This window comes from Streptococcus sp. E29BA (genome assembly GCF_041807805.1).
GTDB lineage: Bacteria > Bacillota > Bacilli > Lactobacillales > Streptococcaceae > Streptococcus > Streptococcus entericus.
Map to the genome: position 1 here is coordinate 24,842 of NZ_JBGTZA010000016.1, position 19,164 is coordinate 44,005.

A 19,164-nucleotide genomic window follows, 5' to 3' on the forward strand; every position below is an offset into this window, starting at 1 on the left:
TTATATCTAAAAAATGCAACATATCTTACATTCTGTTTCCTTTTCTAAATAGCTCATAACGCTAGTCCCTGCAAGGCTTCTACTTGATTTTCTAAAAATACAATGCAACACTTTTTCAATATGTTTCCTTTTGGGTTAATATAAAAGAGGGATAACCTCCCTCTTTTATATTAAATTTTACATATCCAGTTCATAAGTGATAACCGTTTCTGTACTGTCAAAAATAGATTTAATTTTATTTTGGACGTATTCTTCAAACGGAAGTCCGTTGATGTTATCTTTGTCATGACCATAGTAGTGTTGTTTTAGAGCTTTTTGATCTTCTTCATGACGTTTACGCTCATAGTATCTTGCCTTGTAGCTGGTTGAGTCTGAACCTTCTTTTTGTGCCTGTTGTTCTACTGCCCGTAACCCCTCCTCGTAATAAAAGTTCTCTCTACCTGTTACCTCAATTTTTAACTGATGCATCAGGCGGCTATAACTCTCTCGTTCTCCTAAATTAGAGTAATACTCTATATTCCTTTTGTCAAATGGTGGCGCTGCAGTGTATATACGATCCAGCCAGGTCTTCAGTGACAGAATACCATGTTCTTTAAAAATTGGCTTGTATTCAGAATATTCAAGAGATGACAGTAGAGTATCTGTAGTTTCATATACTTTATGTAGTATGGATACTTCTGATTCTGGGTAATAGTTTGATAGTTTGTCGCAATGTTCTTCCAGTAATTGACGTATGTCTTTCAACCACTCTTTTGTCTTCTTACCTAGATTTTCAGATATCTTATCTGTTTCTTTGCCTACTTGTTTTCTTAATTCGGAACTTAATCGGCGTTTTTCAGGAGAAGTAATATAATCTTCACCATTGAGGTGGTGAATTTTGTAACGAAAATTAGCAATTAAACGCTCCATTTCACTTGACAAATCCATCAATTCTGCTGTTCTAGTTTCAACTTGTTTCTTTTGTCTTTCGCCTTTTAGTGATGCTAATCTCGGAGCTACCTCTAACAAAATAAAGCCGAAATCTATACTGTTTTTATAACCTACTTTTTTGGGGGTTCCATAGAGTTTTGCCTCGTACTCAAGTTCTCTAGCGAGTAATTTCGTTTCTTCAATCGATGCTTTTGTTTCGTTAGGCTGTTTATATAAATTAAAAATGTTCATGTTATTCCTCTTTCTTTATGAATTTTCTAAATGGGCTGCTCCATTGGTTGCTTTGTTTTTTCTTGTTTTGGCTCTTTTGATGACTAGCTTTGTTAAAATAAGCTTTGTTGCCAATCAAACGCCCTTTATCCTTCATAGCTGCTTTTAATTGCATCAAGTCGGTTCTTTCGATACCTTGTTTTTCACCGCGATTATAAAAATTGCTGTCAAAAGTAACGGTATTATCTTTGTTATGTTGCAACTCCTTATCTATAAAGTCTTTTATTTTGGTTCCGTATTTACTAGACAATTCATTAACGATTGTTGCAGTTTTGTATCCATTGTTAAAAGCTGAACCCCAGATAAAAGGTCTTTTCTTTTTCATTTTGATTTTAGATGTCATATTGTTCTCCTCAGGCGTATCAGTTTTTTGCTACACTTTTCAGCTGATTCACTACGCCCTCACTACGCTTTTTTTGGCAAGCGTAGTAGCTAAAACCCTTGATTTTACTAGGTTTCCGAGCGTTTCACTACACTTACTACACTTGCTTTCTAGTCCCTGTATTTTCTAAAAAAGAGAGGAACGCTTTTCTTTATTTACTACACCCCTTAAATAAGTGTAGTAGGTGTAGTAAATAAGGGTAAAGCCTTGCTGTGTCTGGATTTTTTTCACTACACTTGTTTTTTTAAGCGTAGTAAAAAGCGTAGTGACTGCCTTGGTGTGTAGTGACTTACTTATTCTTTCGCCTATAGCCCCGTTGGCGCTTTGTTCTCGCTGGGGCGTAAGTATTAGGCAAATAGGGCGGCATGTCTTCCTGGGGATAGAACCCCTTGGGCAATTCCGCCCCTGTCGGTAAACTGACAGGGTAAGGGGCTTTTTCCCAGTCATCGGGTAGGTACTTTGGAAAGGCGGTATTTAATCCTTGGCTTGTGTACTGATGACTATGATTGTGGTATTCCGCATACTTGGCAAAGCACCACCAAACAAAATCATTAGGAAAAAAACTGGATTGTGGCTGGTCAAAAAGCTCTTGGGCAAATACTAGCACGGGATCAAGCGCCTGCTGGTAGTCGTCTAACAATTCTTGTGAAATTTTAGGACTGATAAAGTCCCCATAGTCTAGGTCAATCACCAGTTTTAGCACATACTCCAGCACCTCGGAGCGTTTGATATAATCGCTCTTGATGGCTCGGTTAGGTCTACCTGCAAACCGTTTGGTAAACGGTAAAATCACCATACGCCGTCTGATGGCTTGGTAGTCCCCTTTGACCTTTGGGAGTTCGTTAGTCGATTGGATAACCACTGTCTTGATAAAAGTACTATAGGCATCCTTACCCTTTTTCTCAACGCTGACAGTGTCCCCACCTACTAGGCTGAAAAGCTTTGACGTGTCCTTGATGACTGCCCCAGCCTGCACATCGTCACCTATAATCGCCTGTTTACCGATAGCTTGTGCTAGGGTAAAACGATTGTTAAGGTCTAAATCTGTGATTTTGATACTAGCGATGTTCTGCCTGCCTACTAGGTTGATAAAAAGCTCCTGTAGTGTCCCTTTACCAGTTCCACCAGCCCCCACAAACCAAAACATCTTACCCAAACTTTCCCCACGGACAACAGCATTTAACAACTGTAAGGCTAGTTGGTAAAGCTCTTTGTTACCGTCAAATAGGTCAAGTAACCAGTCTTCAAACGCCCAGCCCTTGATAGATGGGCTCTTGGCGATCGGTGTGTAATTAGTGGCAATCTTGCTCGTAAACACTTTTTCAGGTGTATAAGGGAGCAGTTGACGGCTCTTCCTGTTATAGAGACCGTTGCCAACGATGACCAAGTCTGGATTGTCTTCAAGTTTACGATACGGAGCTTTTCTAGTCAGAAAATAAATACAGTCATTGGCTCGCCGCTCGTTGTGGCGGTTTTCGATAACGTAGATAAAATCCCTCAAAAATTCCTTATCATGACGATAAATCCCCTTATCAGGATCATAGAAATAGACCGGCTTGTCCCCTTCATCACTCTCAATTCTGCAAACAGTCAAGAGCTCTGCCATTATCCCAGCAACCAAGGTAGGAGCCAATGGTTTGTCAGCTTCTACCTCAGCCTTGCGACGGTCTTTGCCTTTTGCTATCAATTCTGCAAGCAAATCCTGCCGTTTCTTGTAAGCATAGGCTTTGACCTGTTTCTGCCAGCCCTTAAAGGTTGCCAGTTTTTGCTTGTCAACGTCTTCAGGTTGCCCTCTCACCCTGTCGGGGTCTGTCCTCGTTTTGCTCTGCAGGTTATCTGCCAGCAGTTTTTCCGTTAACTCACTCAAACCCTCACCCCCTTATAGCAACGATTTAGCTCGGTTAAAAAGTAGCGAGCTAGGTCTAGTCGTTTGGTTAGACTGGTAAATACTCCGATAACTTGTTCATAGTCATACCCCGTCATAAACATCACCCGAACCAGATAGGCAACTTCCTGCCTGGTATGGATACCAAAGCAAAGGGCATCTAATAACCAACCAGATAGGGCTAGTCCTATCCCTTGGCGCTTCTCGGCTAGCTGGTGCTGTTCTAGGTCTAGTAGCTCCGTCAGCAGCTGATTGCCTGCATAGGCTGGGGCAAAATCTCTCACCAGCTCTCCTCGCTCTGGGACTTGTTCTGCAACCTCTAGCCAGAGTTTAGTCAGCTTAAATGGCATTAGATAGCAACTCAAGGGCTCGCGATAGATAAAGCAGTAGTAGTCGCCTTGCTGATATACTCTCGTTGGGTTATCCTGTAAAAAACCAAACAAGCCCAAATAGTCACGGTGCAGGGTTAAAATCAAATAACGCATTCCCTCTCCTTTCATCTGGTATATTTGAGCAATAACTTGCTCACGTTTTTCTATCGGACAATGTCCAACCACTGTCCAAAAGGTGTCCAAAAAAGTTCTTGATCGCTATTATTGAGGCGAATGTTCAAATTAACTAACATCGACAACCTCAGCTTCTTTCATCTTCTACCCCCAAAAATTCTAATAACTCGCTAACCTTATAAAAAATAGTCCTCGTGTCCTCAAGCGGTGGATGGTAGGCTTTTAGACCTAGCTTTTCCCACTCTCTGAAAGTCTGCGCTCGCTTGATACCCAGTTCTGCCATGGCATCTTGTCGGCTAATCAAGCCCGTTAACCGTGGTTTGGGTTTGGTCTGCAAGTCCAGAAAACGGCTGATCAACTCAAGAATACCTTTGAATAATTTCTTTTCCCCTTGAGGGCTTAGCTCTAGTTGCATGTTGTCCCCTCCTTATCAGTCATAACATCTTTGACCAACATAGCGAACCGCTCAGGATAAAGTAAACCTCGGTCGTAAGAGATGACAAAGTTTCTGATTTTTTCTAGCTTTCGTAACTCGTTAGCCACCTGTTGGGCTAGTGTTTGCTGATTGCTCATGGTCTTACTCCTTGTCTATCTTCCAATTCCTGTAAGAGCTGGGCAAGCTCCGCCTTATCCTCTGGGGTTACTGTCAGCGTCTTATGCCATAAGACCATCACTAGGGGCAACAAAACCGCCATAATCGCCCTGCTCAATCAGCGATAGGGTCTTATAGGTCGTTCCCAGCTTTTGGGCTAGGTCTTTCATGGTCTGACGGTTCACGGCTCGCTTGATACGAATTCGCTCCGCCATATCGTTAGTGATAAGCATTGATGTCCTCCTTTGTCTTTTGATAAATAGCCAAGCGTGAAAGGTAGTAAGGTTTGAGTGCTTGGACAGAAGTATAGAAAACTATCCTTTTCTCTCCTGCAAGTAACAATATAGCATAGTTTTCTATATCTTGTCAACACCTAAATCCAAAAAAAAATATAATTTTCTATACTTTTTTATGGATCATATGATATAATCAAAATGAGAGGTAGTAACAACTTATGAATAGACTAAAAGAATTGAGAGCTGAAAAAGGGCTAACTCAACAAGAGCTAGCCGATATAGTAGACGTGACAAAGCTAACAATAGCAAATTGGGAAAATGAAAAGCATAAAGTAAAATCCGACAAAGCCCAGCAACTAGCGGATTATTTTGAGGTGAGTGTGGGGTATCTGTTGGGGTATAGTGAAAAAGATGACTTCTACGAAGCATTACATGAAACGATAGCTAAAGAGCCCCTTGTGGCTTTTGTAGAATTTTTGCTTGGCAATGAGTTTTATTTATCAGATAAGCAAATAAAAACTTTCTTGGATTTTTTAGAAGCAACTAGTGACTTAAACTATAAATCAGGACTGACAAAATCCGAATTTTTAATCCATTTTAACTATACAGGTAATAGGGATATTTTAGGACGATACGATGAAGCTTATATTCTAAAACAGTACAATCTTATTGAGCAGATATTAAGCGAACAGTATTCTTACCCTCTGCCAACACAAAAAGACCAGCCCATCGGCTAGCCTTTAGTAGGCGGTAACCGTAGCATAACCCTTGACAATTCCATAAAAACCTGTCATAATGAGGGGGTAAGACAAAACGGCTTGCCATACGGCAACGCTAAAAAGCCCCCGACGGTTCTAACGTCAGGGGTTTTTCTTATGCTAGACGGTGCTAGCCTTCGATGCTATCGCTTAAACCACTTATCCAACCAATAACTGATAACATAATCAATCAAGGCAGATAGAATGGCAAGAGCGACAAATGACAAAACGGCTTTAACCATACTCCCTTACCTCCTTTCCAGGCGGTATAGGTCAACGCCGTCATCATTATAACACAAGTCGCCACCCTCTACAAGCCCATAGCAGCCCCGTAGCACGATTTTAGCCCTTGCCCTATGAAATTTACCGACTGACCCAAAATAAACGAAAATAGGGACGGTCTCGTCAATACTAGGGGCATTCTAGGAAAAAAGAAAAGCCTAACCGCTAAATCATTGTTTTAATAACAGAAAAAGCCAGCTCTCGCTGACTCCTTGTGAAATATTAACCTGAATATATTATACCAGATTTTCACCCTGACTTCAATCTAAAACCTTTGATAACGGCTTGCCTGCTGATAGTTAGAAAAGAGGTTAGACAATGAAAATCACAACGTACACTAAAAAAGACGGATCGACCGTCTACCGTACCAGCATTTATCTAGGCATTGACCAGATAACGGGCAGGAAAATCAAAACCACGGTATCAGCACGTACCAAAAGGGAGCTACAGCAAAAAGCAAGGGAGAAAGAGAGAGACTTCATCGCAAAAGGTTCCACAACCCATCAGAAAGCTGTCAAGGTATCGACCTATGCCGAACTAGTCACCCTCTGGCAAGAAACCAATTATCCCACTTTTAAGCCAAATACCATCAGACGCTACAATATGGAAATCAAGCGGTACCTACTCCCAGCCTTTGGGGCAATCAAGCTCAGTCAGCTAAACCGCTCCTATATCCAGAAAGTTGTCAACGACTGGGCAAGAGCCTACAACACACAGCTATCAGGCGGCTATAAACTCTATAACGAACTTCACAGCCTGAACAAGACCATACTAGCTTTTGGGGTCGCTCTGGATGCCGTGCCAAGCAATCCCTGCCACGATATCATTGTCCCCAAACGCAAACCAACGCCAGATGTGAAAAAGCATTTTGACAACAAGGAACTCAGCAATCTGCTTGACTACCTAGACAAGCTACCTCCAACTTATCAAAATACTTATAAATCGACCTTATACAAGTTTCTCCTAGCGACAGGGTGCCGTATCGGTGAGGCGCTAGCCCTCGAATGGTCAGATATCGACCTAGATGTAGGAACCGTCAGCATTTCAAAAAACTTGCAGGAGCAAGGAACTGTCAGCACCACTAAAACCCGACAGGGCAACCGTACCATTAGCATAGACCGCAAGACAGCGCTCATGTTACGGCTCTACAAGGCAAGACAAGCCAAAAAATTAAAAGAAATGGGCAATCAAGGTATTCAAGTCGTTTTTAGTACCTGCCTAGTGCCTTATCCAGATGTGAACAGGGCAAGGGAAAGATTAAAAAAAGACTTGGAACAACTGGGGATCCATGGTCGCTCCTTCCACGCTTTCCGCCACACGCACGCTAGTCTCTTGCTGAACGCTGGTATCCCCTATAAAGACCTATCAAACCGTCTAGGGCATGCTAATATAGCTGTTACCATGGATACCTATAGCCACCTCTCACCAGACAAAGAAAAAGAGGCGGTAACGTACTTTGAAAAATCGCTATCGGTTCTCAAAAGTTCCTAAAAAGTTCCTAAATTTTATTTTTTAAGCCCTCACTCCCTTAGAAACGCTGATATTAAAGGCTTTCGACCAAACATGCAGGGATAGGCGTTTTATACCACAGCTTCGTAAATTATGAAAACGTTTTGTTTAATAACAAACTAATGCTCGCCTAATTTAACAGGTGATTAACCTCTGGTTATTGTCTGACTTCCAGACAGCTCAGATAGATAGCTGTAGGTCGGTTGATATGGCAGGTTGCGAGAAGAAAGCTCGTCATCGTTATGTGTGTCGCTCCACTGAGCTATTTGTTGGTCAACCTGCTGTGCAAGTCATGACTTAAGGCGAGACCTATGAGTTTTGATTGGCATTAAGGCGTTACTGAACATGTAGGGCAATTCTATGCCTTTCAAAAACGATATTTTATTTGGTAACAATCAAAAAATCAAGAGGCTAGGACTTTTATCCCAGCCTCATTGAGGTGTACAGCCATTAGTTTAAATTGGCGGTCAGAAATTCTAGTAATTGGGTGATGTCAGCTCGCCAGTCATTATGATAGACAGCAATTTGTTTCCGATTGCTGAATTTAGCGATGTAGGCATGAGATCGGATAGCGTACTTTTTGGAAAAAGCCTTGTAGGATCGCGCATTGACACCTTTGACGTTAAGGTACAAGATGGGAGCAGAAGCAGTCTCTGCTTCATGAAGTTGAGCCATTGCCAACTGAGCATCAACGTTATCATCACGACCGATAAAAAGGTAAAAGGTTTCTCTAGCTCGTATCTTAGCCTTCACAGTGTCTAGGTTGACCTCTTGGATGGGCTGATGGCTTGGTGAGGTGTCAATGGTTTGAGCCATAGCTGAGCTGAACCAGCCAGCTAACCCAAGTAAACTAATAAAGAGTAGTAGTATTTTTTCATTTGTTTGTCCTCCTAATAGAATATTCGTAAATGGAGGAGGAAATTTTGTCTTTGCTCTGCCATTTTCCTAAAACATCAAAAAATCCCAGCTTGAGCTGAGATTTTTTAGTTGATTACAACCCTAAGAGTTCTTTAGCATGGTCATCCATTGACAAGACTTCGTGGAAGACACGTTGGGTGAGCTCAGTTTTTTGCTCTTTGGTCAGGTACTTGGTGTTAACACAGTAGCCTGAGATACGAACGATAACGTCTTCACCACGCATGATGCTGTCGTAGACATCTTGTAAGTCCATAACGTTCAAGTTAACGTGCTGACCACCCTCTTCAAAGTAGGCGTCAAGGATAGTCACCAGGTTACCAACTTGCTCATCAAAGGTCTTACCAAGCGCTTTTGGAGATACCTGAGTAGTTAGTGAGATACCATCGTTAGCGTGTGAGAAGTCAAGTTTCTTGAGGGAGTTGAGGTTTTGCAACCAGCCACCACGAGATTTAGATGTTGGGTTAGCACCTGGTGGGAAGAATTCTACTTTAGATGTGTTCACTGAGCCATCTTCGTTGAGGAATACACCACGGTGAACTGGTGAGTTACCAGTTTGTTTAGAGTAAGCCACGTTTGAGGTGATGGTCAAGATTGACACAGCTGCCTCAGCATTTTTGTAGAGTTTGTGACGAGCCAAGCGAGTGTAGAAGGCTTCCATCAACCATTTTGCGATGTCATCTACACGGTCATCGTCCTCACCGTAGCGTGGGAAGTCGCCGTTCACTTCGTAGTCATAGATGAAGCCAGTTTCATCACGGATTGGTTTTACTTCAGCATATTTGATAGCAGACAGGGAATCAACAGTGTTGGCAAAGCCACAGATACCGAAGCCCATGTTAGCGCGCAGGTGAGTTGGCAAGAAGGCCATTTGCACGGCTTCGTAGTTGTACTTGTCAGTCATGTAGTGGATGATGTTCATGGCATCCACGTAAGTGTCTGTCAACCAGTCAAGAGCTTTTTCAAAGTTAGCGATAACTTCATCGTACTCAAAGATTTCTGAGTTGTTTGGCTCAACCACATCAAAGACCTTGTAGTCTTTATGCACATCGTCGTAACCGTTGTTCCAAGATGAGAGCAGAGCTTTCAACACGTTTACACGGGCACCGAAGTACTGGATGTTGTGGCGTTTTTCTTCACTTTCTGGGTCAAGTGGTGACACACAGCAAGAGATACAGCTCATTTCACCGTAACCGTCTTTAGCCATGGTGGTCACACCCTCATACTGGATAGAAGAGTGTTTGTGGCTCATGGCCATACAGTAGCGACGGAAGGCGTATGGCAACTGGTCTGACCAGAGAACGGTCAAGTTTGGCTCTGGTGAGTTACCGATGTTGTCGAGAGTGTGCAAGAAGCGGTAATCCATCTTAGTGACACGGTGACGACCGTCGTTACCCATACCAGCCATAGAAGTGGTCAAGAAGGTTGGGTCACCTGAGTAGATTTCGTCGAAGGCTTTGGTACGAGCGAATTTTACCGTACGAAGTTTAAGAACGAAATCGTCAACGAATTCTTGAATTTCGCTTTCGGTGTAGGTACCGCGAGCTAAGTCACGCTCAGAGTAAATGTCAAGAACGATTGGCACACGACCGAGAGAAGTTGCTGCACCGTTAATGACACGGCAGACAGCCATAAAGGCGATGTTGACCCATTGGATAGCTTCTTTGGTGTCAAAAGCAGGGCGACGCACGTCAAGACCATAGAGGTCACCGAGTTTCACCACGTCTTGCAAGGCTTGGTACTGGAGGTTAATTTCTTCACGAAGACGAGTTGATTCTTCATCGATTTCTGTGATGGCGTTCCAGTCGTTAACTTTTTCTTGCATGAGGTAGTCTGCACCGTAGAGGGCAAGACGAGCATACATACCGATGATACGACCACGAGAGTAAGCATCTGGCAGACCTGATACGTGGTGGCTGTGACGGGCACGACGAATGTCAGCAGTGTAAGCGCGGAAGATACCGTCGTTTACTGTTGTCGCATGCTTGGTGTAAATCTCATGAAGAAGTGGGTCAGGCGTGTAACCATTCTCAATCAGAGTGGTTTCAGCCATGCGGATACCACCGCGTGGCATGAAGTTAAGTTTGAAGAGTTCATCGTTTTGGATACCGAAAATCAACTCGTTATCTTTATCGATGAAACCTGCAGGAATACCTGCGATGGAAGTAGCACGGTCGATATCCATTGGGAAACGAGTATCTTCGTAGTGTGCTTTGGTTTCTTCGATGATTTTTTTGATTTTCAAAGAACGCTCAGTCACAGGAGCAAGGAAGCTCTCGTCACCATCGTAAGGGTTGTAGTTAGCTTGAACAAAACGAGTAACGCTTGCTTTGTCACGCCAGTCAGTTCCCTTAAAGCCTTCCCAGGCCTTTTCAAAAACATCAGTGTTTGTTGTTACTTTTGCCATGTCGGTCTCCTTTTGTGTTATATTGACAAGTTTATTATATCACAACGCAAGCGTTATCAGCAAGAGAAAACAAGGCTTGTGAAGAAGTTCTTTAATAATACAGTTCCAATCAGAAGTCTAACTGTACTATAAAATTGTTTTATTTGCAGAAAATCCTAGAAATCGTATAATAGTAAAGAGAACGAACGTGCCTAGAAAGGAGCAGCCATGTTGATTTTTCCACTCATCAATGACACCTCACGCAAGATTATCCACATTGATATGGATGCTTTTTTTGCGGCGGTGGAAGTGCGGGACAACCCTAGCCTGCGTGGCAAGCCTGTGATCATCGGTGCTGACCCTCGAGAAACAGGTGGACGTGGGGTGGTCTCGACCTGCTCCTACGAGGCTAGGACCTTTGGTGTCCGCTCTGCTATGTCCAGTAAAGAAGCCTATGACCGTTGCCCTCAAGCGGTCTTCATCTCTGGTAATTACAGCAAGTATCAGGAGGTTGGGCGTCAGGTGCGGGAGATTTTTGCCCGTTACACGGACAAGATTGAGCCCATGAGCATCGATGAGGCTTATCTGGATGTGACGGCTAATAAGCTGGGCATCGCATCGGCTGTTAAGATTGCCAAGATGATTCAGTACGACGTTTGGCAGGAGTTGCAGCTCACCTGCTCGGCTGGCGTGTCTTACAATAAATTTCTGGCCAAATTAGCCAGTGATTTTCAAAAGCCAGCTGGCTTGACCTTGATTTTGCCTGAGGAGGCAGAAGGGTTTCTAGCTGATTTGCCCATTGAAAAATTTCATGGGGTTGGCAAGAAAACGGTTGAACGTCTGCATGAGATGGGAGTCTTTACAGGCAAGGATTTACAAGGGTTGTCAGAGATGGTTCTCATTGATCAGTTTGGGCGGTTTGGCTATGACCTCTATCGCAAGGCCAGAGGCATTTCCAACAGTCCGGTCAGAACCGACCGTGTTCGCAAGTCCATCGGCAGTGAGCGGACCTATGCCAAGCTCCTTTACGCTGACGAGGATATCAAAGTTGAAATCAGCAAAAATGCTAAGCGTGTGGCGGCTACTCTAGCCAAACATGGCAAACAAGGCAGAACCATCGTCCTCAAGGTGCGTTACGCAGACTTTTCCACGTTAACCAAACGCCGCACCCTAGATGAGGCGACGGCTCATTTTGAGGTGATTGAAAAAATCGCTTATGACATTTTTGATGAATTGGCGGAAAATACCTCAGGGATAAGGCTCTTGGGAGTGACTGTAACAGGCTTGGAAATAGGAACCCAAGCTTTGGAACTATTAGACGATAAAGACTAATCCCACAGCGCTTGCCGTGGGATTTGGTGTGATAGAACAAGATTAGTATGGTTAGAAATGTGAATCTCTTAAGGGCATGCGACAGAACAGAAATCTGCTAACCGATGATAATAGAATGAAGGAACGTGTTGGTTGTAGAGATAAGTGTTGTAGATTTCGTGGGCAATCGCAGAGCGAGATATGTTGCTCGGGTTTCTGAGATGACATAGGCTTGGTCACCTTGTTCTTTTCTGGATAGGACAGCCTGTGAAGACTTGTGACAGAGGTGATTTAATCACTTTTTTTCATACTGGTTCAGGTCTCTTTTGATGGCTCATAGTTGGTAACGCCTCTTTAGTTACTTTCCAAAGAAATGCTCAATATCTGCTTCCGTCACCCCAATCATAGGGTCTATGGTCAGGAGGTTTTGCCGATTCAGGGTATAGGTTTCTAGTGTGCTGGGTGGGCTTGTTTCAAGTGTAGTGCTTTTTTTCGCTGGATGAGTGGTCTGAGGGTCTGTCACAGGGCTTGGTACTGATTGCAGCGTTTCAGTACCAGCAGTTGTCTGGTTTAGGGTGTCGGTCAGCTTGTCGGTGGTCTTGTCTGTCTCTGCTTGTTCTGCTCGGCTATTTTCCCCTAAAAAGCGCTCAACCAAGTAGGTGGCTCGCAGGCTCCCTTGAGTGCGCACAGCCTGATTGAAGGCTGCCACCTCACCCAACATGACCAGCTTGCTCTTGGCGCGTGTGATGGCCGTGTAGAGCAGGTTGCGCTGGAGCATGCGGCTGGCTCCTCGGGTAATCGGCAGGATCACAACAGGAAATTCACTGCCCTGAGACCTGTGGATGCTCATGGCGTAGGCCAGGGTGATTTTGCCCCAGTCCTTGCGGGGGTAGGTGACCTCGTTGCCCTCAAAGGCGATGGTCAGCTCGTCCTGCTTGCTATCGGTGTATTTGTCCAACTCCAGCTGAGAGATAACACCGATGTCGCCATTGAACACATTGCTTTCAGGGTCATTGACCAGGTGCAAGACCTTGTCGCCCTCCCGAAAGAGGGTCTCGTTAAAGGCAAACTCCAGCTGGTCATCTTTAGGATTAATCAGGTTCTGAAGTAGTTGATTGAGCACGGTGATACCAGCTGGTCCTCGATACATGGGAGCTAGTACTTGGATGTCTTGGGGAGCGATGCCGCTCCTCATGGCAGAGCTGACAATCTTGGTCACCATATCTGGGATAAACTGGGCTTGGGCTTCAAAGTAGGAACGGTCAGTCTTTTTCTGTGTAAAGTCTGCAGGCAAGCTGCCAGCCTTCATCTGACTGGCTAGGGTGACGATGGTTGAGTCATCAGACTGGCGGAAGATTTTGGTCAGAGCGACTTGGGAGAGGTTATCGACCTTGAGGAGGTCAGCCAGTACCTGACCAGGACCGACCGATGGCAGCTGGTCACTGTCGCCCACGATAATCAGCTGGGTATTAGAAGAGATGGCTGCAAAGAGTTGGTTGGCTAACCAAGTATCCACCATCGAAAACTCATCCACGATGACCAAGTCAGCGTCCAAATAATCATCTAAGGTCTGGTAGTCCCCTTCAGTGGTCAAACCCAGATGCCGATGAATGGTCGCAGCTGGCAACCCTGTTAACTCGGTCATCCGTCTAGCGGCTCGGCCAGTCGGTGCTGCCAGCACAATCGGCAGATCTCGGGTCTCCATATTTAGCCCGTGAAGTTTGCCATAGGCGGATAAGATGCCGTTGATGACGGTCGTCTTACCTGTTCCAGGGCCACCGGTTAGGATAAAGACCTTGCTGTTGAGGGCTTGGGCGATGGCGTCTTTTTGCGTCTGATCGTAGCTGATACCTAGCTCGTCTTGAACCCTAACGATAGTATCATCTAGCTCCTCATCGGCAATCGGCTCACCGAGATGATTGTCCAAGAGTCGTGTCAGATGGCGGTGGATGCCCTGTTCCGCAAAGTAGAGGCTGTTGTCAAAAATCTTAGTCTCAATTTGCTGAACCTTGTCCTCAATGATGAGGTCCGATAACTCTTGGGCGACTTGAGCAGGGTCAATTTCCACCTGACGCGCGTCTTCGAGTAGGTAGAGGGCGCGCTCCAGTAACTGCTTGTCCTCCATGTAGGTGTCCCCTGTCTCCAGACAGCCCTCCAAGAGGCTGTGAAAGAGTGCCGCCCGAAACCGTTGCGGCGACTGGCTATCAATCCCAAGCTGTTCTGCCAGCTGGTCAGCTGTCTTAAAACCGATGCCCTGAATGTCCTCGACCAGTTGATAGGGATTTTCCTGAACGAGGCTCAGGCTCTTGTCCTTGTATTTGTCGATAATTTGAAGGGCAAAGCGGATGGAGAGACCATATTCAGCCAGTTTGGAAAGGATCTGCTCCGTTCCATAATTGACTTTCAGGGTGGCTAGAAATCCTTCGCGTTTGACCTTGGACAGACCTGTGATGGTCGTTAGGTGCTCGGGGGCCTCTAAAATCCGGTCGATGGTGTCTTCATCACCGTAAGTGGCTACGATTTTTTCGGCAATTTTCTTACCGATACCCTTGAATTGGTCAGAGGAGAAGTACTTGACTAGTCCAGATGCCGATGGTTTGGCGCGCTCGTAGCGGGTCACCGCCAACTGTTCTCCGTAACGGGGGTGCTGGGTGAGATTACCCCAGAAAGTATACTGCTCTCCCTCTACAACTTCAGCGATAGTGCCGGTCACGATAATCTCGACATCATCAAAATAGCTATCGGTCTCCTCAATAGTCAGTAGAATAATCTTGAAAAAATTACTGGCATTTTCAAAAATCACCCGTTCAATAGTACCTGAAAAATAAGTTTCCATACTTGTCCTTGTTTTGCTTTTTTTCTATTATAGCACAAAAGAAAATCAGATGATGGGGCTCATCATCTGACATTCTACTTACTCTAATCAATTGTCCCTAAACTGTTAAATGGCCAGAATCGGAACATCACTTCACCGATGATATTCTCCCGCTTAAAAGTGCCGACATGGCGACTGTCTTTTGAAACGATCCGATCGTCACCGATAAGGAAATACTCGCCTTCAGGTACAGTTACCGTAAAATCGGCATTGCCTGTAGCATCAGCAGTGAAACTCGGTGATGCGAGGGCTAACTCTTGAAAGAGTTTGCTGTAGGCATAGGTACTCTGTAGCTTGTCTCCTTGGAATTTTGCCATGAATTCAGCCAGATAGGGCTCGTTCGTCTCAATCCCGTTGATGGTTAAGACGTCGTTATGGTAGCTAATAGTGTCTCCAGGCATGCCAACAACGCGTTTGACGATTCGCTTGGTTTCGCCATTTGCTTCTTCTTGAGCAACAACAATATCAAAGCGATCAATCGGTGTGACCTTTAGGACGAAAAGGCGATCACCGTGGGCAAGGGTTGGATCCATGGAATGCCCATCAACTTGGACATTGACAAAAATAAAGAGCCAAGCCAAGAGCATCAGGGTCATGGTGAGGATAAAGCTTCCCCATTCTTTTATAAAGTTTTTCATTGATAGTTCACCTTTTCTTTAACAAATCGTATGCTTTTTGTGTATTTTTGAAATGCCATTTGGCTACTTGTGTCAAGCCTTCCTGACCAAACCGAGCTAAAATCTGGCTGGCAATCTTGTCGGAAGCTGTGCCTGCGCCACTGGGCAACGTTAAGCCAATTTGTTGACTCAAGCTGTCCAGATTATCCAGAAACAGTTTGCGGGCGATGATTGAACTCACTGCCACAGCCAGATATTGACTTTCTGCTTTTTGAATGAGGCTGATGGGCTGGTGGAACTGGTTAACCTCCTGCTGCAGGTACTTGCGGTAGTTGTTCTCGCTGGTAAAAGCATCAATGACGATAGCTTCTGGCTCACTCACTTCCTGCAAGAGCAGGAAAATTACCTGATTGTGGAGGGCGACCTTGACGGAGACGGCGTTATGCCTGAGCCCTTCACCGACCACTTGGTTGTATTTTTTCGGGGTCAATAGCAGAGCTTTGTGGGGGATTTTTTCTTCCAACAAGGGAGCGATTTGCCTGATTTTTTGGTCGGTCAGGGTCTTTGAGTCCCCAACACCCAGTTGCTTTAGCCAAGCATGATTACTAGGAGTGACGTGGCTAGCCACAACTGCTAGACCGCCAAAGTAAGACCCGTTCCCCACCTCGTCAGACCCAATCAAACTGAGCTGATTGCTGGGTTGACCAGTAGCGGTCGGTCTGGTTGAGCTGCTACTGGCTGAGTGTTTGCTTGAGGCCTGCTCAGCCATTTCCACAAAGCCCAAATCCGCTGCCACTGCCTGTGCCTGACTACCTTGAATAAGGAGTTTGCCTGAGGCGTAGAGGGTTAGAGTGCAGCCCTTGAGTTTAGCAACTGTCAGGGCGTGGGCGTTTTGATGAGCCACCGCGTAGGGGGTAAGGATGTGCTGTGCTGTTATCAGAGCCGTCGGTGCAAGCTCAAAAACCAGATGTGTCATGTTTCTATTGTATCATAAAGTTGCCTAGCTTGCTGGCTTGAAAATGATGATTTTAAAACTTTTTTTAGCGTTCGGGAATTGCTGATTTATAATTTTTTTAGTGACAGATTCTTGTTTTTTCACTCGAAACATGTTACACTAATCAAGACTAGAAGTTTAGCAGAAATGTTTTCTAGCAAATAATGCCCTTTATAAGCCGACGGACAGGCGGGGCAGTAGCCGAAGCGTGGTCGATGTGACCACATTATTGATTGAGGTCGAACGTCTGTTCACTGTCGAGCTAGTGCTTGAGCTCCTCATTTGAGTGTCACTCGTCGTTAAACTTTTTTGCCATACGCTCAGTATGGTTGCAAAAGTTTACCTAGATTGATATCACATGAGCAGCTCATCTGACAAACTCGCCGATGTGACCATCCGTTCTAAAGCTCGATTTTATAAGTTGATGACTGACCTTGCTTCAGTCACTATAAGCAGCTGTGGGGGTAAGCCCACAATCATCTTGTGAAACGGTCAATAAAGTACGTGATATTTGCATTGAGAGTAGGAAACACTAGGCACATAAACTCAAGATAAAAACCAACGTCATAAACCCAATGGACAGGATGAGTGTATCCTGTTCTTTTTTTGTTTCACGCTATTCGCTTAACCTTGGAAAGGAGTTGTCATGACCCCATTAAATCAGAACCAAGCCCCCATTTATCAGGGGCTGGTCAATTTGCGCAAGAAGCGTATCGTTCCTTTTGACGTGCCAGGACACAAGCGTGGTCGCGGTAACCCAGAACTGGTGGAGCTCTTGGGGGAGAAGTGTGTTGGCATTGATGTCAACTCCATGAAGCCCTTGGATAATCTGGGTCACCCTGTTTCCATCATCCGTGAGGCTGAGGAGTTGGCTGCCGAGGCCTTTGGTGCGGCGCATGCCTTTCTCATGATTGGCGGCACGACCTCATCGGTGCAGAGCATGATTCTTGCCACCTGCAAGGCTGGCGACAAGATTATCTTGCCGCGCAACGTCCGTAAGTCTGCCATCAACGCTCTGGTGCTCTGTGGCGCCATTCCCATCTATGTAGAGATGAGCGTCCAACCTCAGATTGGCATTGCCTTAGCTTTGGAGACCGACCGCTTGGCGGCGGCCATAGCAGAGCATCCTGATGCGGTTGCCGTGCTCGTCAACAACCCGACCTACTACGGCATTTGTTCAGATTTGAGAGCTTTGACGGAGCTGGCGCATGCGCATGGCATGACCGTCTTGGTTGATGAAGCTCACGGTGCTCATCTGGGCTTTACAGATCACCTGCCCTTGTCTGCTATGGAAGCAGGGGCTGATATGGCGGCTGTGTCCATGCACAAATCTGGCGGCAGCCTGACCCAATCGTCGCTCCTTTTGGTCGGTGAGGGTGTTAATGCGGAATACGTCCGCCAAATCATCAACCTAACCCAGTCGACCTCAGCTTCCTACTTGCTCCTGTCCAGTTTGGATATTTCCCGTCGTAATCTCGCCTTGCGTGGGCAGGCTTCCTTTGAGCGTGTGATTGAGATGGCGGAGTATGCCAGACGGGAGATTAACGCTATCGGTGGCTACTATGCCTACGGCAAGGAGTTGATTGATGGGGTGACTGTTCATGATTTTGACGTGACCAAGCTGTCCGTTTATACACAAGGTATCGGTCTGACAGGGATTGAGGTTTATGACCTGCTCCGAGATGAGTATGACATTCAGATTGAGTTTGGGGATATTGGCAATATTCTGGCTTACATTTCCATTGGTGATCGCCTGCAAGACATCGAGCGTCTGGTAGGGGCGTTAGCCGACATCAAGCGGCTGTATGCGCGGGATGGGAGCGACCTGATCGCTGGGGAATACATCCAGCCCCAGCTCGTGCTATCTCCCCAAGAAGCCTTCTACGCCAAGCGCAAGCGTCTTCCACTAGCGGCTGCTGTCGACCAGGTCTGTGGTGAGTTTGTCATGTGCTACCCGCCAGGCATTCCCCTCCTTGCCCCAGGTGAGCGGGTGACCCAGGACATCGTGGACTACATCCAGTTTGCCAAGGAGCGCGGTTGCTCGCTCCAGGGAACCGAAGACCCTGATGTGGAGATGATTAATGTGATTGGGGAAGGGTGAAATAAATGCTCAAAGATTTTAGAAAAATATCAGATATGCCCACAGAGGTGATTGAAAAATATGATCCTCAAGTACCCGAAGAACTCGTTTAAATGTGGAGAGGGCATAGATTAGGAACTTTTTTGAATGATTACCTCAAAATTATCAACCCAGATGACTATAAAGAATTTGTCAAGGAAACGTATTGTCGAGGTGAGTCGTCACTCCCAATTTTTATAACTGCGTTTGGAGACATCATTATTCTAGAAGAAAATAAATATTTGAGACTAATTCGATATAAAGAGGGTGATTTTGTATCTATTCCGGAAAATATGTATTACTTTTTAGAGGATTTAGAGGATGAAGAACTTTTAGAAGATTATTTCGAAATTCCTCTGTATGAAGAAGCGATTACTCGATTTGGTTCTCTGAGCTATGACCAGTGTTTTGGTTTTGTCCCCTTATTAGGATTGGGTGGCAAAAAACATGTCGATAATCTGGATAAGGTGAAAATTAGAGAACACCTGCATCTCATTGTTGAACTTGTGGGGGGCGTGTTCTAACTCTGAGTAGGCAGATGCTAAGGTCTGAGCTTGAAAAATATCAAGCGAAGATACTTGCTGTTACAAATAGAAA

Annotated in this window: 17 protein-coding genes; 5 read left to right on the forward strand and 12 right to left on the reverse strand. The window is 45.2% G+C overall.

Annotation, left to right across the window (positions count from 1 at the left end):
• Nucleotides 1-177: 177 nt before the first annotated feature.
• The 7 genes from ACERC8_RS05320 to ACERC8_RS05350 all read right to left on the reverse strand — a co-directional run bounded on the left by ACERC8_RS05320 (nucleotide 178) and on the right by ACERC8_RS05350 (nucleotide 4,798).
• Nucleotides 178-1,161: a hypothetical protein gene (locus tag ACERC8_RS05320; RefSeq protein ID WP_373658856.1), complete on the reverse strand. Its 984-nt coding sequence runs from the start codon at nucleotides 1,159-1,161 to the stop codon at nucleotides 178-180.
• 1 nt (nucleotide 1,162) lies between these two features.
• Nucleotides 1,163-1,543 carry a hypothetical protein gene (locus ACERC8_RS05325; protein ID WP_373658857.1) on the reverse strand — a complete coding sequence of 127 codons (381 nt, stop codon included), beginning with the start codon at nucleotides 1,541-1,543 and terminating at the stop codon, nucleotides 1,163-1,165.
• Between the two features lie 328 nt (nucleotides 1,544-1,871).
• Nucleotides 1,872-3,449: a phage/plasmid primase, P4 family gene (locus ACERC8_RS05330; protein ID WP_373658858.1), complete on the reverse strand. Its 1,578-nt coding sequence runs from the start codon at nucleotides 3,447-3,449 to the stop codon at nucleotides 1,872-1,874.
• Nucleotides 3,446-3,952: a hypothetical protein gene (locus tag ACERC8_RS05335; protein ID WP_373658859.1), complete on the reverse strand. Its 507-nt coding sequence runs from the start codon at nucleotides 3,950-3,952 to the stop codon at nucleotides 3,446-3,448. Before ACERC8_RS05335 ends, ACERC8_RS05330 begins: the two co-directional genes overlap by 4 nt.
• Before the next feature lie 148 nt (nucleotides 3,953-4,100).
• A complete protein-coding gene (locus ACERC8_RS05340) occupies nucleotides 4,101-4,388 on the reverse strand; it encodes a hypothetical protein (RefSeq protein ID WP_018368051.1) in 288 nt (95 codons plus the stop codon).
• The gene (locus tag ACERC8_RS05345) at nucleotides 4,379-4,546 is read right to left on the reverse strand and encodes a hypothetical protein (RefSeq protein ID WP_018368052.1); all 168 of its coding nucleotides are present in this window, start codon (nucleotides 4,544-4,546) and stop codon (nucleotides 4,379-4,381) included. The genes ACERC8_RS05340 and ACERC8_RS05345 overlap by 10 nt, the downstream gene beginning before the upstream one ends.
• Before the next feature lie 81 nt (nucleotides 4,547-4,627).
• A complete protein-coding gene (locus tag ACERC8_RS05350; RefSeq protein ID WP_373658860.1) occupies nucleotides 4,628-4,798 on the reverse strand; it encodes a transcriptional regulator in 171 nt (56 codons plus the stop codon).
• 221 nt (nucleotides 4,799-5,019) lie between these two features.
• Here ACERC8_RS05350 and ACERC8_RS05355 point away from each other — a divergent pair, with 221 nt between their 5' ends.
• Both ACERC8_RS05355 and ACERC8_RS05360 read left to right on the forward strand, forming a co-directional pair.
• Nucleotides 5,020-5,538 (forward strand): helix-turn-helix transcriptional regulator, encoded by a 519-nt coding sequence (locus tag ACERC8_RS05355; protein WP_373658861.1) that lies wholly within the window; start codon nucleotides 5,020-5,022, stop codon nucleotides 5,536-5,538.
• Between the two features lie 621 nt (nucleotides 5,539-6,159).
• Nucleotides 6,160-7,332 carry a tyrosine-type recombinase/integrase gene (locus tag ACERC8_RS05360; RefSeq protein ID WP_373658862.1) on the forward strand — a complete coding sequence of 391 codons (1,173 nt, stop codon included), beginning with the start codon at nucleotides 6,160-6,162 and terminating at the stop codon, nucleotides 7,330-7,332.
• Nucleotides 7,333-7,800: 468 nt separating this feature from the next.
• On the opposite strand, the gene ACERC8_RS05365 is transcribed toward ACERC8_RS05360, so the two are convergent.
• Together ACERC8_RS05365 and pflB are read right to left on the reverse strand one after the other, a co-directional pair.
• The gene (locus tag ACERC8_RS05365; RefSeq protein ID WP_373658863.1) at nucleotides 7,801-8,166 is read right to left on the reverse strand and encodes a hypothetical protein; all 366 of its coding nucleotides are present in this window, start codon (nucleotides 8,164-8,166) and stop codon (nucleotides 7,801-7,803) included.
• 175 nt (nucleotides 8,167-8,341) lie between these two features.
• Entirely contained in the window at nucleotides 8,342-10,672 is a 2,331-nt protein-coding gene (gene pflB, locus ACERC8_RS05370; RefSeq protein ID WP_373658864.1) for a formate C-acetyltransferase, read from the reverse strand.
• 207 nt (nucleotides 10,673-10,879) lie between these two features.
• Here pflB and dinB point away from each other — a divergent pair, with 207 nt between their 5' ends.
• Complete coding sequence (gene dinB, locus ACERC8_RS05375) at nucleotides 10,880-11,983, forward strand: DNA polymerase IV (RefSeq protein WP_373658865.1); 1,104 nt, start codon at nucleotides 10,880-10,882, stop codon at nucleotides 11,981-11,983.
• Nucleotides 11,984-12,320: 337 nt separating this feature from the next.
• Here dinB and ACERC8_RS05380 read toward each other — a convergent pair whose 3' ends face one another.
• The 3 genes from ACERC8_RS05380 to rnhC form a co-directional block, all read right to left on the reverse strand.
• Nucleotides 12,321-14,798 (reverse strand): ATP-dependent RecD-like DNA helicase, encoded by a 2,478-nt coding sequence (locus ACERC8_RS05380; RefSeq protein WP_373658866.1) that lies wholly within the window; start codon nucleotides 14,796-14,798, stop codon nucleotides 12,321-12,323.
• A gap of 83 nt (nucleotides 14,799-14,881) precedes the next feature.
• On the reverse strand, nucleotides 14,882-15,475 hold the full coding sequence (gene lepB, locus ACERC8_RS05385) for a signal peptidase I (RefSeq protein WP_373658867.1): 594 nt from the start codon (nucleotides 15,473-15,475) through the stop codon (nucleotides 14,882-14,884).
• Nucleotides 15,476-15,482: 7 nt separating this feature from the next.
• A complete protein-coding gene (gene rnhC / locus ACERC8_RS05390) occupies nucleotides 15,483-16,430 on the reverse strand; it encodes a ribonuclease HIII (RefSeq protein ID WP_373658868.1) in 948 nt (315 codons plus the stop codon).
• A 664-nt stretch (nucleotides 16,431-17,094) separates the two neighbouring features.
• Here rnhC and ACERC8_RS05395 point away from each other — a divergent pair.
• Nucleotides 17,095-18,549, forward strand: coding sequence for an aminotransferase class I/II-fold pyridoxal phosphate-dependent enzyme (locus ACERC8_RS05395; RefSeq protein ID WP_373658869.1), 1,455 nt, complete (start codon nucleotides 17,095-17,097; stop codon nucleotides 18,547-18,549).
• A 122-nt stretch (nucleotides 18,550-18,671) separates the two neighbouring features.
• Nucleotides 18,672-19,091: a T6SS immunity protein Tdi1 domain-containing protein gene (locus tag ACERC8_RS05400; RefSeq protein WP_373658870.1), complete on the forward strand. Its 420-nt coding sequence runs from the start codon at nucleotides 18,672-18,674 to the stop codon at nucleotides 19,089-19,091.
• The last annotated feature ends 73 nt before the right edge of the window (nucleotides 19,092-19,164 follow it).